The following is a 16864-nucleotide window of genomic DNA, read 5'->3' as shown; positions in this document are numbered from 1 at the left end:
AGCTACTCCTTATTTATCCCATAATCTGTATATATATTTACTATTTTCTTTTATGCTTCTTCTTCCTTTTTAACTTGTATAATGGAATCCCCATGTTTTACAAAAAGCATGGTACATAGAGAAGCTATAGAAAATACCAAAGCATAAGGAAAAAGGGTGTAAACTCCTATCTTCTCCATCAAAAATCCAGATACAATGGGAGTTATTATTTGGGCCGACATGGAAAATGTATAATAATATCCGGTATATTTTCCGGTATCAGCACATTTACACATTTCAACCACCATAGGATAGGAATTAACATTAATTGCAGCCCATCCGATGCCGGTACAAGCAAATACCACATTGATTAGGGGTGTTGCCTGGTTAATTAAAAAGCCACACAAGTAAGAGAAGGTCATAAGCAATATACCTGCTATAATTGTTTTCTTTCTGCCTATTTTATTTGAAATAATACCGATGGGAAAATAACTTACTAAGGCTGCTCCCATGGCAACCATTAGGGGAAAGGTATAGGTTCCTCCGGAATACCCCCATACCCTATCAGCATACCTTGAAAATGCTGTTTTAACAGCATTATAAGCGAAAAACCATAGGAAAATAGAGGCCATTATAAAAGCAAAGCTTCTTTTTACATCTGCAGGCATTTTTTCTTCTGAAGAATCTAAAGAATGACTATCTTCTTTAGATTCTTGTTCTTCTTTAAGACCTTCCTTTAGCATATCATTTTCCAAATAAAAGGCCTTTTCTTCTTCCTTGGCTATTTTACTCAGCTTATTCTCATTAATTGTTACCATAAGGAATATTAAAGATAAAATCATTATAGCAACTACACTGATAAAAACAGGAAGGTTAACAGATCCGTCATCTTTATATAGCAATAATGTCATTAATAATGCATATACTCCTCCTAAGGTTCCCATCAGATTAATAATAGCATTTGCCTTGCTCCTAAGGGGCTTAGGGGTAACATCTGGCATTAAGGCAACCGCTGGAGACCTATAAGAGGCCATGGCCAGTAATACTACTGCTAAAGCTACCATAAAAAGAATAAAATTCCCCTGATAATCTGCTATGGGTAAGATTAGAATAAAAGCAGCTGCCATAAGGGTGCCTCCCAGTATAAAAGGCATACGTCGACCGATACGGGTATTAACCTTATCTGATATAGCTCCCACAATAGGCAGTAAAAACAAGGCCAGGACGTTGTCTATTGCCATGATAGCCCCAACTTTCGTTTCACCAAGTCCAAATGTACCTTCCAACATTTTAGGAACAATTCCTTCATAAACTTCCCAAAATGCACAAATAGATAAAAATGCAAATCCCACAAAAAAAGTTCTTTTGTAATTAAGTTTCATCTTATCCTCCTATTAACCATAATTGGTATTTATATTTATAGGTATTAATACAACTTAATTATTACTTTTAGTTAGGGCACCATGACTTTACTGTATAACTGTTATTCCTTCACTTACTGCAATATCTCTAACGTATGTAGAAGCTTCCAAATACTCCTCATGGGTATTAAGATGCTCAACAAATACCGGTATATCATCTCCTAGACGGTTAATTAAATGTACAATTTTATTATAGTTAAGCATGCCCTTTCCCGGCATAACTTCTTTAATTACACAGGGATAGGCTTTTTCCATTATAACATCCTTAGCATGGATACTCTTTGTATAAGGTCCCAATTTTGTAAAACATTCTTCAATAAATTCATCACTTTTTAGAAAGCGTATGGGACAGTTAATCATATTGGTAAAATCCAGATGGACAGCAAATGCCTTACGGTCAATATCTTTTATTAATTGAAGGTATGCATCCGGAGAATCCGGTATCATCCAAGGCATAGGTTCAAGGGTATAAAAGGTACGTTTTGGATTTACACTGTCAATAATCTCCCTGGTGGTATCCACAATTAAGGTATATACATCTTCATCATAATTTTCCTTATAAAAGCCGTCCCAGATTTCTCCCCTAGAACCTGTTATATTAACACAACACCTTGCCCCCAATTCCTCTGCCAGGGCCAGCTGTTTTTTGCAGTATTCCAAATTCTTTTTTGCCTCAGCCTCATTAGGGGATATGGGATTTCTCCATACTCCTACTTCACCGATTACTATATTATTTTCCTTGGCACAATCTAAGTATGCTTTCTTTTCTTCATATGAAGCATCATATCCTATAGGTGCATGGACCGCTCCATATTTTAGTTCCTTTACCAACCCCAACCATTCTTCAGGATTCTTATAATTTTTTTTAATTTCTCCTCCGATTCTCATCTTTTCCTCCTAAAAGTAAAATATAAAAATATATATTATAAAATTTATATAACAAATTACTTTATTTTATAAATCACCTTTCTTCCCCATATATACTAGAGCCAGCATCCCCGGGCCCGTATGGGTACCAATAATAGGACCAATCTGAGATATTATAACGTCCTTAACAATATTTTTGCTTCTTATTTGGCTTTCTAATTCTTTTGCTTGATTAAGATTGTCTCCATGTCCGATAATAATTGTCTGCTCAGAAAGTTCTATACCCTCTTTCATCATTTTGGATATTAAAAATTCCATTTCAGCCTTTGTACCTCTGATTTTTGAAACAACTGTCAGTTTGCCATCCTCATCGGTACTTAAAACCGGACGGATACGAAGAGCCGTTCCTACAACTGCTTCAAAGGATGTAACTCTGCCTCCACGTTTTAAGTAAAATAAATCACTGACGGTAAACCAATGCCTGGAATTATATTTGTTTTCTTCGACCCAGGTCTTTAGCTCATCAATTGTTAATCCCTTTTTCTTTTGTAATGCCGCATGGTATACCAATAAACCTTCTCCTATGGAGGCACATTTTGAATCGATACAATATATCTTACTTTCTGGATATTCTTCAGTAAGTTCCTTTTCTATAAGTTTTGCGGCACTGTATGTACCACTTAATCCTGATGAAAACCCTATATATATAATATCTAACCCTTCATTTAAGAGCTTTTTAAAATATTCCATAAATAATATCGGTGTTATTTGAGTTGTATGGCTATTAGCTCCCTCTTTTAGTCTTTTGTAAAAATCATCAATAGTTAATTCTATTTCATCAGGATGATAGTTATAAGCAACATCGTCTATAACAATTCCCATGGGAATTACTTTAATCCCATATTCCTTAATTATAGAATATGGCAAGTCTAATGTTGCATCACTTACAATAACATAATCTCTCATCTCTACTCTCCTTTTATAATCAAAACCTATAATAAATATTTTATATTATATAAGTTTGCTTATCAAGCAAATTACATTAAAAGAAAATTATATTCTTTATCTTACTGCTCTATTTTGAAAAAATTTAAATTTATTGTAAAAAAGTAAAACCTTGAATTTAAATTATAGATATGCTAAACTTCTATTTAATATAATATTATGAGGGAGTAGTTTGCATACCTTGTATATTAGGTATGTGTGGAAGTCAACATCTTGATTTGTACACCGTGCAAATCTGGCTTGCCTTAAAGAACGAGACTCATGTATGGCTTAAATAACCATGCATGAGTTTTATTGTGAGTCTTAATATATATTCCCACCATAAAAAAATACGGAATATGTGAGGATATTTATATGGATTTATTAACTCAGATACTTCTTGGCTTTTGCTTAGCTACGGATGCATTTGCTGTATCAATTACCAACGGAATGTGCAGTAAAAAAATCACTGCCAAAAATGTTTACACCACTGCCCTTACCTTTGGAGGCTTCCAAGGAATTATGCCTGTTATCGGTTACGTATTAGGTAATACTTTTACTGATGTTATTACCCGGTATCAACACTATGTGGCCCTATTTTTACTTGGTATAATTGGTATTAATATGATAGTTGAGGCTATAAAAGAGCATAGAGATACTGAAAATGTATGTGGTACAAAGAATATTTTTTCCGCAAAGAATTTAACCCTTCAAGGTATTGCAACCAGCATCGATGCATTAGCTGTTGGTGTCAGCTTAGCAGCAATTAATGCCAATATTGCAACCACATCTATAATAATAGCAATTATTACATTTCTTTGCTGTGCATTTGGGGTTTACATCGGCCGTAAGTTCGGTGTCCTGTTAGGTATCAGGGCAAAATTAGGCGGGGGAATCTTATTAATTTTAATCGGTGTTAAAATTTTTGTTGAAAGTTGTATTTAGTTGTATTATAGGGTTATTTAACATGATAATTAATATTTATACCTATATTTCTGTGCTATAAGATTGATAATTCTTTCCTTATGTAGGATAATAAGCTTATATTGACCGGAAATCCTATGTGAGAAAGGAGAATAAGATTGGATTTTACCAAATACTTCCCAACCCTGCCTTCTATAGAAACCAAACGCCTGCTTCTACGTCAAATTACTTTAAGTGACAGTGATGGTAGGGATAGCTTAGAATTTATTAATGATTACAGTGTATACCGTTTTTGGGGACTTTATGACGAAAAAAGAAATCCGGATAAAAGGCCTATAAAACAACTTAAGCTGGATTTTCATTATAACGAAACTATGAAGGAATACAAAGCCGGCCGAGAACTGACCTGGCTTATGGAATTAAAAGAAAACCGTAAAGTTATCGGTGAAATTGTTCTATATGATTTTCAGCTTGACCTTCAGGCTGATATAGGATATCGGCTAAATAAGAACTATTGGGGCCATGGTTATGCTACAGAAGCCGGACAAGCAATTGTTAACTTTGCCTTTGAGACTCTAAAACTTGAGAGGCTGCAAATACGGTGTTTTACAAATAATCCCGCCTCTGCAAGAATTGCAGAAAAACTAGGCTTTAGACAGGAGGGCCATATAAGAAACGGAGCTATTTTAAATGTAATGACAGATTATTATATCTTTGGTCTTCTTAAGGATGATTTGGGAGGTTCCAATGAAAAGTAAGCTTCTGTCTAAGACCCTTTATGTCTCTGATTTAGACGGAACTCTCCTTAACAACGAAGCTAAACTTACCCATAGAACCATAAATATATTAAACAGTTTAATGGATAAGGGGATTCTATTTACCATAGCCACCGCAAGGAGTATTGCCTCTGTTAAGTATATAATAAATGACCTTAAACTGACCCTTCCAATAATTTTGATGAACGGTGTATGTATCTATGACCCTATAAAGAAGGAATATATCAATATTGAAGCTTTTAATAAGGAAGATATCCGTCTACTGATATCTATAATTGAAGAAAATAGTTTGAAAGGTTTTATGTATACTATAAAAGAGGGTGAGCTTTCCACCTACTATGAAGATCTAAGCAATAAGGCCCTTATAGATTTTTATGAAGAGAGGATTAAAAGATACAATAAACCTTTTATAGCTGTCAATAAATTTTCCCTCTTAATGGATGAACCCCTTATATATTTTGTTCTAATGGATTATAAAGAGAAGTTAGAGCCTATATACCGGATAATTCAGACTTTTCCTAATATAAATAGTGTATTCTATAGGGATAATTACGCAAAGGATATGTGGTATCTTGAGATTTTCTCTAGGAAAGCCTCAAAATACCATGGTGTACAATTTCTCCGCAGCTATCTTTCAGTGGAGAATATTATAGGTTTTGGTGATAATCAAAATGATATAGCCTTACTTAAGGCCTGCGATAAATTTTATGCTGTGGAGAATGCAATAAAGGAATTGAAACTTAAAGCAGATGGAATAATAGGAAGAAATACAGAAGATTCCATAGCCCTATGGATTAAAGAAAAAGTTGAAATTTAAGCCTGCAGCAAAAGATTATGCTTTTTGGAAGGAGGAACTACTATGAATAGCATCAATGACTATTATGTTTTATCCAACGGAGGAAAAATCCCCTGCATAGGCTTCGGAACATGGAAACTCCCTGAAGCAGATACCACTGTGGATATTATTAAGACAGCCATTGACTGCGGATACCGACATATTGATACCGCTTTTATGTATGGTAATGAAAAATCTGTCGGTAAGGCTATCCGTACTTGCGGTCTTAAAAGAAATGAGTTATTTGTAACATCAAAATTAAGTAATAATAGCCACGGTTACGAAAAGACCATGAAAGAATTTGAAATGACAATGGAGAATTTGGATATTGAGTACTTGGATTTATATCTGATTCATTGGCCAAGACCTCTGGCTATAAGGGATATGTGGAAAGAAGCAAATGAAGGTACCTGGAAAGCATTTGAAGAACTTTATAAGGCAGGCAAGATTAAAGCTATCGGGGTTAGTAACTTTTTAGAAACTCATTTGGAGGCCTTACTAGAAACTGCAACCGTGGCCCCTATGGTTAATCAGCTGGAACTACATCCCCAATTTGTCCAAAGGGATATTGTGGAATATTGCAAGAATCATAGAATTATAGTTGAGGCCTATAGTCCCTTAATACGAGGAGATTTTAGCCACCCTGTATTAGTTGAAACTGCTAAAAAATATAATAAATCAGTGGCTCAGGTATTGCTACGCTGGAGTATCCAGCATGGATTTATACCTCTTCCAAAGGCTTCAAAAAGGGAGAGAATTATAGAAAATGCTGATATCTTTGATTTTCAGTTATCCGATGAAGATATAGAGGCTATGAAAGTTCTTGAAGCCAAGGGATCAATCGGATCCCACCCTGATACTGCACCATTTTAATGATATATTTTAATAATTTATAAAAAAATCTCCATAAACTAGACTGAAAAATCTAATTTATGGAGATTAATTTTTTTTACAGCATCTTCTTATATTACATACATATTTTTATATAATAGATTTTATCCAAATACTATAAAAGGATAATTCCTCTTTTTTCTGCTTCATTCATAACATCCTCAGGCCACACAGAGGCTTGAACTTCTCCTATGTGGGCTTTACGCAGATAGAACATACATATTCTAGATTGACCAATACCTCCACCTACGGTATAGGGAAGTTCCTTATTTAGCAGTGCCTTTTGGAATGGCAACTGGGCTCTGTCTAGGCAACCGCTAATGGTAAGCTGTTCTTTAAGGCTTTCTTCATCTACACGGATACCCATAGAAGAAAATTCCATGGCAATATCAAGTACGGGATAATATACAATAATATCACCGTTTAATTTCCAATCATCATAGTCAGGAGCTCTTCCATCATGGGGCTTACCGGAAGCTAAAGCACCGCCAATCTGCATAATAAATACGGCTTTCTTTTCCTTTGATATTTCATACTCCCTTTCCTTAGAAGTAAGGTTAGGATAGCGATCCTCAAGCTCCTGTGATGTAATAAAGTATATATCATCAGGAAGAATTTCCTTTACATAATCATATTTATTTGCAATAAATATTTCAGTGTTTTTAAGAGCCTTATATACATGCCTTACAATATCTTTTAAGGTTTCTTCATTTCTATCACTTTTATTAATGATCTTTTCCCAATCCCATTGATCCACTAGAATCGAATGTATATTATCGGTCTCCTCATCTCTGCGAATGGCATACATATCTGTATATAAACCTTCACCTAGCTCAAAACCATAACGCTTTAGGGCTTGTCTCTTCCATTTTGCCAGGGAGTGTACAATTTCAACCATTTGATCGTTCTGCTCCTTAATTCCAAAAGCAACCGGTCTTTCAACGCCACTTAAATTATCATTTAAGCCAGACTCAGCTTTTACGAATAATGGTGCCGAAACCCTAATAAGATTTAACTGTTTTGCCAGTTCTCTTTCAAAAAAATCCTTTACTTCTTTAATAGCAATTTCTGTTTCTTTAATACTTAATTGTGGCTTATAGCCTTCGGGGATTACAAATTTCATTACTACCTCCCAATCCTTACTTCATCCCTTGTTTATTATAAAAAAGAATGTGTAGCACATTTTACAATTATAAGGGAACTTTGTCAACTGTTACTCTTTATTTCTTATTTCATATATATCATTAAATACAGCCATCATAATACCAAATACATCTTCACCAATTAATCCCCGATCCTGGGCATATTCTATTACAAAACATGAATATGCCACAAATTTAATATGTTTTTGCAGTAAATCAAAATTCTCATTGTCATAATATTTTTTTATTATACCCCAATTATGATTGTATATTTCTTTTACCTCTTCATCGGACCTTTCATCTAACAATTTTTTCATATCATCATATTTTGTTTCCACAAATAAACCCTTTAGATCAGCATCAAGATAACTTAATTCTTCATTCATGTTTTACCCTCCTGTTTGATCGGTGACAGGTACTTTTAAAAGTACCTGTCACCGGATAATTGAGACAATTCTATCAGGTTTTTTGATGGAATGCAAGATGTCTTGATTTTGATATTACATCAAAGGCTACAGCTGCCAAAAGAACTAATCCTTTTACTACCTTTTGTACATTCATATCTATACCCATTATAGACATACCGTTATTTAGGACCCCCATAAATATTGCTCCTATAACCACTCCGGAAACCTTGCCTATGCCACCGTATGCGGAAGCTCCCCCTATAAAACAGGATCCTATGGCATCCATCTCGTAGTTCTGGCCTGCCGTAGGTGCGGCAGAATTAAACCGGGCAACACAGACCAAGGCAGCTAAAGCACTTAGAAAGGCCATATTTACATAAGTAAAGAATAAAATCCGATTTGTATTAATTCCCGAAAGCTTTGCTGCCTTTTCATTTCCACCCATGGCATATATATAACGGCCGGGTACGGTTTTCCTTGTAAAATATGAATAAATCAGTATTACCACCGTTAGAATAAGTAGAATTACAGGTATACCTTCATGCTTTGCCAAGGTATATGCAAGAAGCATAATAACAAAACATAGTACCGTGGTTTTTATAAGTATGGATGAAAGTTTTTTAGGCTGGTAGCCCTTTTTAATTGTATTTATCCTTCCCAATATTTGCATACCTATGTAGAAGATACAGATTAGAAAACCGATTAATATAGATGTTATATTAATTCTGCCTCCAAAAATATCTGGTATATTACTGTTAAATAACTTTAAATAATTATCGGGAAACGGGTTGATAGTCAAACCATCTAGGACTATTAATGCTAATCCTCTCCAAATTAGCATTCCTGCCAAGGTTACGATAAAAGCAGGTATTCGAATATATGCTATCCAAAATCCCTGCCATATACCTATAAGAATTCCTACTAAAAGACAGATTATAACCGCTACCCATATGTTTAGCTTCATGTTTACAATTAAAGTTCCCCCTATAGCTCCTATAAGTGCAACAATTGATCCTATAGATAAGTCAATATTTCCCCCTGTAAGTATACATAAGAGCATACCCACAGCAAGTATAACCACATAACTGTTTTGCCCTATTAATATGGCAACATTTCTAGGATACAGTAGCTTCCCATTTGTACCTATGGCAAAGATAATAGTTACAATAATAAGCGCCGCAAGCATCGTATTCTTCTTTAATATGTTCTTTACCTTATCCATAGTTACGCTCCTTTACTAGATTTTAATATCTGTCCCATAATATATTCCTGACTTGCTTTTTCTTTTGCTACTTCTCCTACCATCTTTCCCTCATTCATAATATAGATCCTGTCACAGATACCGATTAATTCAGGAAGTTCTGATGAAATAAGAAGAATAGATTTTCCTTCTGCAACCAAGCTGTTAATTATACAATAAATTTCATATTTAGCTCCCACATCTATTCCCCGGGTTGGTTCATCAAGTATCATAATATCCGGATCTGTAAACATCCATTTACCCACAAGAACCTTTTGTTGATTTCCCCCGCTTAGGCTACCAACCTCCTGCTCAATTGAGCTACATTTGGTCTTAAGTTTCTCTACATAATAATTGGCAGCCTTCCGCTCTAGATTATTAACTATAATATTATGCCGGCTTACTTTTTTCATTTTTCCTAAGCTTGTGTTGACTCTGATTGGAGCTGATAAAATCAGGCCGTCTCCTTTTCTATCCTCTGTTATATAGGCAAGCTTATGGGCAATAGCCATCCTTGGGCTATTTAGCCTTACCTTCTTACCGTTAATTAATAAGCTACCGGTTATTTTACTTCCGTAACTTTTACCAAATATACTTAATGCCAGTTCGGTTCTGCCGGCTCCCATCAGGCCTGCAATGCCTACAACCTCTCCCTTTCTTATGTAAAATGATACATCATCCACTACCTTACGGCCCTCATAAATAGGATGAAATACGGTCCAGTTCCTTACTTCCAAACTTATTTCCTCTGATATATTTACCTGTCTTTTAGGGAACCTATCTGATATCTCCCTTCCTACCATACATTTGATAATACGGTCTTCATTTATTTTATCTTTATTTTTATCTAGGGTTTCTATGGTGGCTCCGTCCCTAATAATTGTAATTTTATCGGCAACATACTCTATCTCATTTAGTTTGTGAGAAATTATAATTGAGGTTAAACCTTTCTTTTTAAATTCTAAAAGTAAATCCAAAAGTTTTCTTGAATCTGCTTCATTTAAAGAGGCTGTTGGTTCATCCAATATAAGAAGTTTTACATTCTTTGATAATGCTTTTGCAATTTCAACCAACTGTTGTTTACCAACACTTATATCTTTAATAAGAGTTCTTGGACTTTCTTGCAGACCTACAATCTCCAGTAATTTTTTCGCCCTCGAATAAGTTTCTTCCCAATTTATTTTAAATAATGAGCCACATTCATTTCCTAAGAAAATATTTTCTCCTATTGTCATAAAAGGTACCAGGGCCAGCTCCTGATGAATAATAACTATGCCCATATCTTCACTGTCCCTAATGTTATTAAACATGCATTCTTTACCCATAAAGAATATCTGTCCCTCATAACTTCCATATGGATGGATGCCGCTTAGAACATTCATTAAGGTGGATTTACCGGCTCCATTTTCTCCTACCAAGGCATGGATTTCCCCTTCTTCCACCCTAAGATTTACATTATCCAATGCTTTTATGCCGTAAAATCTCTTGGTTATATTTTTCATTTCCAATATTAAATCAGCCAAACTAACACCCCCTTCATAAGCATATTAAATTAACTAATAAGCTATTTTAACTCTTAAGCTTTTCTGCGAGAAAATATGAGTACATTTACTTTAATTGATCATCTGTATAATAACCGGAATCAATCAATAACTCTTTATAATTGTTAATATCGGCAAATACAGGTTCACACAAATATGTAGGTATAATACCGGTTCCATTATCATAGGTCTTTGTATCATTTACCGGAACCTCATCCCCACTTACAATAGCTTCGATCATTTCAACAACCTTTGATGCCAGTTTACGGGTATCTTTAAATATAGACATTGATTGAAGCCCAGCTATAATATTTTTCATTGCTGTGATATCACAGTCCTGGCCCGTAAGTATAGGGAAATTATCCTTTGAAAAACCAGCATTTACAAGTGCATTTGTTATACCAATAGCACAAGAGTCATTGCTTGATAAAACAGCATCTAAGGGGGTACCGTCAGCATAATAAGCTGTAATAAGATTTTCCATACGACTTTGGGCAGCTTCTGTAGACCAATTTAAAGTAGCCACCTCTTCAAATTCTTTCTGGCCTGATACTACATTTAGTTTTCCGCTTTCAATATAAGGATTTAAGGCATCCATTGCTCCGGCAAAAAAGAAACGGGCATTATTATCATCAGGGGATCCCGTAAAAAGCTCAATATTAAAGGGACCCTGCTGATTTTCAAGATCTAGGGCTTCTATTATATACTCCCCTTGTATAGTACCAACCATATAGTTATCAAAAGTTGCATAGTATGACACAGCATCGGTTTCCATAATCAGCCGGTCATATGCTATTACAGGAATACCTTTTTTCTTGGCATCTGTAAGGACAGTTCCTAAGGAGGCACCGTCAATAGAGGCTATAACCAAAATATCCACACCTCCGGTAATCATATTCTCAATCTGATTAACTTGTGTTGCAATTTCATTGTTTGCATACTGTAAATCAACCTTATAACCTGCCGCCTCTAGTTCTTTCTTCATATTGGCACCGTCTTGGTTCCACCTTTGCAAATCTTTAGTGGGCATACATACTCCTACTGTTTTACCTTTACTATCGGTAGCAGTATCTTTACTTTTACAGGCTCCCAGTAAAGAAGAAACCAACATCACACATAGTAAAATACCAAGCACTTTTTTTCTCATAAAAAATCCTCCCTTTTGAAAGTTATTAATAAAAAAACTTGTTCAATTAATCTTATTACAGTTTTTACATTTATTTCCATAACAAAGGTACCAGTTCTCGTAAACATTCTGTGAACAAATTATGAACACAATGCTTATTTTTGTTCATAATTCGTTCGTGGTTTGTTTACGATATCCGGTACCAGTAACAACTTTTTTAAAAAAGAATATGATATTATGATTAACTTTATTATTTCGGAAGGAAAGAAAATTCATGGCTATTAAGATATTTATAGACCAAGGTCATAATCCTACCGGTTATCATAATGCCGGAGCCGTAGGCCATGGCTTGTTTGAGCAGGATATCACTTATCAAGTTGGGGTGTTTCTTGCCAATTTATTGAATAATGACAGCAGATTCGAGGCCCGTTTATCTAGACCTACTCCTACTACTGTACTGGGTACAAATAATGCAAGCAGCTTAGCCGAACGAGTTCGGATGGCCAATGAATGGCCTGCTAATTATTTTATAAGTATCCATTGTAATGCTAATCCAAACCCGGCAATTAACGGTACAGAAGTTTATATTTATCAGTATGGTACACAGGCAAACTGGCTGGCACAACAGGTTATGGATGGAATTGTACAAACCGTTGGCACCAGAAATAACGGAATTAGAATTAATCAGACCTTATATGTGCTTAGACGTACTACAATGCCTTCTATTCTAGTGGAATTAGGGTATTTAACCAATCCCTCAGATGCACAGAAACTAAGGGATAATCAATATCAATTTGCTTATGGTATGTATATTGGTATTTTAAGGTATTTTGGTTTTTCACCTACTTAATTTATGATGATAGTAAATAAACTAATCAATTATAGATATAAAAAGGGATAAGGTTACATAAATTTATTTATGCCCATCCTTATCCCTTTCTTTCTGCTTTTCATTATTATATTTTGTTATTAGTATTAGAATCTTACTTATGATATGGCTCACCGTGTATTACTGAATACATGACTCTATATATTTTGGCACTTATTTTGTGCGATTTTTATTATAGCGCTTTTTTGGCACTTATACTATGAGGTTTATGAATTTTATTATTTTTTGGTACCTATACTGTGAGATTTATTGATTACATCAGTTTTTGGCACTTATAGTATGAGATTTTTCTAATACATTAATTCTTGGCACGCATGGTGTGAGATTAAGTGTTATTGGCACGTATAATGCGCGTTTTCTTAATGTATCGATTTTTGGCACCTATAGTGTGTGATAAAGGTTTTTGGCACTTATATTGTGTGAATTATTTTTAGGCACCTATGCTATGTGATTAATACTTTTGGCGCTTATTTTGCGTTATTCTATTTGTGGTAAGGTGCATTGTTAATGATACGGTAAGCCCTGTAAATCTGTTCATAAATAATAATCAATAATATATTAATATCAATATCCATCTGAGAAATAGATAACACATAGTCTGCTTCGATATCATCCTCACCTAAAAATATAGTAATATGACTATTACCACTTACACCTATCTCTACAACTTTCTCCGCTAATTGTTCTGAAGACAGTTGCTCACCATGTTTATCAATTTTTATCACATATGATTTATCGGTTATTTCTTTGGATGGATTTTTCGCTTCTACGTATTCTACTTTGCAGTATGCGCTTAAACGCTTAGTATACTCCTGTATAGCATCTTTAACATATTTTTCTTTTATCTTTTCTGTGTTAATAATTCTAATTTTCATATTCCCATCCCATCAATAACTTAAAATTATATAAAAATAATTATATCACTAATGTACAATGGGTAAGAGAATTATAAACATTTATAAAATTTCTCAGTAATTTTCAAAAAATTTATGAAAAGATAGAATTTGTCTTACCCATTCTTAAAAAATCAAAAAAATTTTTTATATAATCTATTGTTTTGCTAACTCTTTAAGAGCCTCTCTGTTTTCATATATGACACTATCCATTAAAATTTCTATTTCTTTCTGTTCTTTTGTCTTTATACTATTAATAGAACCCTTTGCCTCTTTTTTATTGTTTTCAGTCGGTTTTTTCAGATTCCTTTTATTTTTCAAATTACATCCCCCATATATTACTTTTTTGTATGCATTATAATTTTCAAAGCATAATCTAAAAGAAAGAGTTCATTTATCTTTTATTTCCTTTCTTCCAGTTATTACAAAAAAATACTGTTTAAAAAAGAAAAAATCATATTAGAAAGATTATACTAAAGAGAATTATATTCTTTAAAATCGTTTCTCCTGCATTTTTAGTATTTTAAGACTATTTCTCTATACTGTAGATATTAATTATATATGTTTCTAAATAATTTTTCTTTTTATTCTTCTATTAAGAAAATCATTTCTAAAATCGGCTTCTTTTATTAAATAACCATCTTTATCTATTAATTATTTTCCCCATATTTACTAAGTTCTGCTTAAGAAATTCTTCATTTGAAAAATCTGTTATTACGCAAGGTACTCTCGAGATATCAAATAACTTTGCAGTAATTAACCGTGTTATCCCCGCTACCAGTGAATACTTTCCATTTCCCAGTGGCCTGACTGCAATAGGGTATGAAATCGCATGAGATTCTGCTGCAGTACGAAATAATGTATTAAAATTTAAACTGTTACAATTTAAATGAATTTCTTCGGTAATAATAATGTCATGTGTGTCGATATATACTATCTCATGCTGTCCTTCTATGTACCACTTAAAATCTGCTTTATACTTATTACTTTTCCACGGTCTTTTCATATTGAGGATTTCATCCACTTCTTTATTTTCAGAAACGTTAACTATCTCTTTGAATACAAAATCTTCATTATTCTCTGCTTCCATTATATGTATACTGTTCTTCTTGCAGAATTGCAGTTTTCTAGCATAATTTGCATAGCCATGAACTAATATATTTTGTCTATCCTCTTTAGATGTTTTAGTAAAGCATATTATCATATCCCCAATCTTTTTAACTAGACAAGACAATATAAACCATTCCTCGGCACATTTTATTACAGCCCCGCCATTTTCTTTTTTCCACTGACAAGCATCCCATATCTTATACTTTTGGCTGATGAAAACATCTACAATAGATATTTCATCTGTTATAATCTCTATTTTTTGATTTTCAAGACTCATGCTGATATTTAATAAATACTGCAGTGCATGTATTACAGCCTGTAATTCTGCTTGTATATTTTTTTTACACCTTAAATTCGTATATCCAAGTATTTTACTTTTACCAGGGCTAACTATTAAAAAACTAATTCCTGCTTTGTTCTTCTTAAAAGAACCATCTGTATATATTTTTGTATGTTCATCCATATACTTAACTAAAAATCCTTTCTCTTATTAACTATTTAATAAGAGAATATCATCAAAATCCCAGTATTACAACTATAATCATTCAATACTTTAATATATCTGTGTTATTCTATGTTTTTCTCATTATTTCTTGCAATAACACGAAATAACATTATTTTCGTGTTTCATAATATATAGAACATATAAAAACTCCATTATCTTAAATAATATATAATATAACGGAGTTTCTAATATAATATTTATTAATCTGATATTATTTCTTTATTCTCAACCTTGCCCACATCTTGCAGCCTCTGTTTAGCCAAATTATAATTCAGTTCAAATTTCAATTCATTTAAATACTCCGGTAAATTCTTCGTTGGGAAAATGGCTTTCCAGATTTCTCTACTAATTTGCAATGTTAATATTGATGTTTTATGGGCTTTTTCTATCCAATCGTCTGGTTTTCTCCAAATGCTCTCTTTATCAGGAGAAAAATGGACAGAAGAATTCCTTAATTTTTTCATTTCACCAAAAAAAAATCTATAATCATTTGATGTTCTTTTCTTTTTATTTATTCTTAGTACAACTGTTTTATCCTCTCTTATTATTTGCTGTAGTCTTTCAATTTTCTCCTCAATGGAAAGAAAATCGTTAGGCTTGTCGTCTTTTCTTCCTAATAAATTATTCTTTTGAATTTTTGTTAACCTATCAATATTTCTGCAATAGTAATCATAACCAATACTATTAATAAATGCTTCAAAAAATGAATAAAAACTTATTATCGATAACCTACTATAAGTTGCCACAGTTTGATTAGCATTTGTTAGTGCTCTTAAAATATATTGATTTTCTTTATTATTTTCATTTCCTTTTACAAAATTAGCGTATCGATGCATTTTATCAAAAGTATCTTCTGCTTTTACCAAAAGGTAGAAAGCATCTTTTAATAAGAACTCCTCTTCCACACTAATTTTTCCTGCATGAATTCCTAATCCAATTTTTGTTTGGTATGGCAAATAATTAGGATAAGGCAACTTTAAGTGATTAAAAGTCTCAATTAACCAGCCGTATTCAACACCCTTCGAATAAACATTTTTATTACACTTAAAAAAACTATTAAATTCATTTGCAATAGTATCTATATCCTTAATATTTTCAAATTTGTCTTTATACTTATTTATAATACTGTCTAAAAACTCATTTACTTCATTCTCTTTTTTTGATAATTCTTCATCTGTCGAGTTTTTAATCCAATTATATAAGTCTTGTATCATCTCTTTAACTTCACTATTGGCAACTCCACCATATTCTTTAGGTGTCAGAGAAAATAATAATTGAACATATATCAATTTATTACTTAGTCTATTTCTATTATCCAAACCCACTTACCCCCG

General features: G+C 33.2%; 17 protein-coding genes. 5 read left to right on the top strand and 12 right to left on the bottom strand.

Annotated elements, in window-relative coordinates; genetic code table 11:
* Positions 1-50: 50 nt before the first annotated feature.
* The 3 genes from SD1D_RS03830 to SD1D_RS03820 all read right to left on the bottom strand — a co-directional run bounded on the left by SD1D_RS03830 (position 51) and on the right by SD1D_RS03820 (position 3233).
* Positions 51-1361: an MFS transporter gene (locus SD1D_RS03830; protein ID WP_058257695.1), complete on the bottom strand. Its 1311-nt coding sequence runs from the start codon at positions 1359-1361 to the stop codon at positions 51-53.
* A gap of 87 nt (positions 1362-1448) precedes the next feature.
* Complete coding sequence (locus SD1D_RS03825) at positions 1449-2288, bottom strand: sugar phosphate isomerase/epimerase family protein (RefSeq protein WP_058257694.1); 840 nt, start codon at positions 2286-2288, stop codon at positions 1449-1451.
* A 66-nt stretch (positions 2289-2354) separates the two neighbouring features.
* The gene (locus SD1D_RS03820) at positions 2355-3233 is read right to left on the bottom strand and encodes a DegV family protein (RefSeq protein WP_058257693.1); all 879 of its coding nucleotides are present in this window, start codon (positions 3231-3233) and stop codon (positions 2355-2357) included.
* 393 nt (positions 3234-3626) lie between these two features.
* On the opposite strand from SD1D_RS03820, the gene SD1D_RS03815 reads away from it, so the two are divergent.
* From SD1D_RS03815 to SD1D_RS03800, 4 genes are all read left to right on the top strand, one after another.
* The gene (locus SD1D_RS03815; RefSeq protein ID WP_058257692.1) at positions 3627-4196 is read left to right on the top strand and encodes a manganese efflux pump MntP; all 570 of its coding nucleotides are present in this window, start codon (positions 3627-3629) and stop codon (positions 4194-4196) included.
* Positions 4197-4333: 137 nt separating this feature from the next.
* Positions 4334-4933, top strand: coding sequence for a GNAT family N-acetyltransferase (locus SD1D_RS03810; RefSeq protein ID WP_058257691.1), 600 nt, complete (start codon positions 4334-4336; stop codon positions 4931-4933).
* Complete coding sequence (locus SD1D_RS03805) at positions 4923-5768, top strand: HAD family hydrolase (RefSeq protein WP_058257690.1); 846 nt, start codon at positions 4923-4925, stop codon at positions 5766-5768. Before SD1D_RS03810 ends, SD1D_RS03805 begins: the two co-directional genes overlap by 11 nt.
* A gap of 42 nt (positions 5769-5810) precedes the next feature.
* A complete protein-coding gene (locus SD1D_RS03800; protein WP_058257689.1) occupies positions 5811-6659 on the top strand; it encodes an aldo/keto reductase in 849 nt (282 codons plus the stop codon).
* A 133-nt stretch (positions 6660-6792) separates the two neighbouring features.
* Here the strand turns inward: SD1D_RS03800 and asnA are convergent, their stop codons facing one another.
* The 5 genes from asnA to chvE all read right to left on the bottom strand — a co-directional run bounded on the left by asnA (position 6793) and on the right by chvE (position 12118).
* On the bottom strand, positions 6793-7800 hold the full coding sequence (gene asnA, locus SD1D_RS03795; protein WP_058257688.1) for an aspartate--ammonia ligase: 1008 nt from the start codon (positions 7798-7800) through the stop codon (positions 6793-6795).
* A 90-nt stretch (positions 7801-7890) separates the two neighbouring features.
* Positions 7891-8205 carry a hypothetical protein gene (locus SD1D_RS03790; RefSeq protein ID WP_058257687.1) on the bottom strand — a complete coding sequence of 105 codons (315 nt, stop codon included), beginning with the start codon at positions 8203-8205 and terminating at the stop codon, positions 7891-7893.
* Between the two features lie 73 nt (positions 8206-8278).
* Complete coding sequence (mmsB, locus tag SD1D_RS03785; protein ID WP_058257686.1) at positions 8279-9448, bottom strand: multiple monosaccharide ABC transporter permease; 1170 nt, start codon at positions 9446-9448, stop codon at positions 8279-8281.
* Between the two features lie 2 nt (positions 9449-9450).
* Positions 9451-10989, bottom strand: a complete 1539-nt coding sequence (locus SD1D_RS03780) for a sugar ABC transporter ATP-binding protein (protein WP_058257685.1) — start codon at positions 10987-10989, stop codon at positions 9451-9453.
* Positions 10990-11074: 85 nt separating this feature from the next.
* A complete protein-coding gene (gene chvE, locus SD1D_RS03775; protein WP_408606747.1) occupies positions 11075-12118 on the bottom strand; it encodes a multiple monosaccharide ABC transporter substrate-binding protein in 1044 nt (347 codons plus the stop codon).
* A 289-nt stretch (positions 12119-12407) separates the two neighbouring features.
* Here chvE and SD1D_RS03770 point away from each other — a divergent pair, with 289 nt between their 5' ends.
* Positions 12408-12983 (top strand): N-acetylmuramoyl-L-alanine amidase family protein, encoded by a 576-nt coding sequence (locus SD1D_RS03770; RefSeq protein WP_058257683.1) that lies wholly within the window; start codon positions 12408-12410, stop codon positions 12981-12983.
* Between the two features lie 521 nt (positions 12984-13504).
* On the opposite strand, the gene SD1D_RS03765 is transcribed toward SD1D_RS03770, so the two are convergent.
* From SD1D_RS03765 to SD1D_RS03755, 4 genes are all read right to left on the bottom strand, one after another.
* Entirely contained in the window at positions 13505-13897 is a 393-nt protein-coding gene (locus SD1D_RS03765) for a 23S rRNA (pseudouridine(1915)-N(3))-methyltransferase RlmH (protein WP_058257682.1), read from the bottom strand.
* Positions 13898-14071: 174 nt separating this feature from the next.
* On the bottom strand, positions 14072-14236 hold the full coding sequence (locus SD1D_RS12135) for a hypothetical protein (protein WP_023062707.1): 165 nt from the start codon (positions 14234-14236) through the stop codon (positions 14072-14074).
* Positions 14237-14558: 322 nt separating this feature from the next.
* Positions 14559-15488 carry a ribonuclease HI gene (locus tag SD1D_RS03760; protein WP_058257681.1) on the bottom strand — a complete coding sequence of 310 codons (930 nt, stop codon included), beginning with the start codon at positions 15486-15488 and terminating at the stop codon, positions 14559-14561.
* A gap of 242 nt (positions 15489-15730) precedes the next feature.
* Positions 15731-16849 (bottom strand): hypothetical protein, encoded by a 1119-nt coding sequence (locus SD1D_RS03755; protein ID WP_058257680.1) that lies wholly within the window; start codon positions 16847-16849, stop codon positions 15731-15733.
* Positions 16850-16864: the final 15 nt, after the last annotated feature.

This window comes from Herbinix luporum (genome assembly GCF_900070325.1).
GTDB lineage: Bacteria > Bacillota > Clostridia > Lachnospirales > Lachnospiraceae > Mobilitalea > Mobilitalea luporum.
This window is presented reverse-complemented; position numbering and strand designations above follow the sequence as displayed.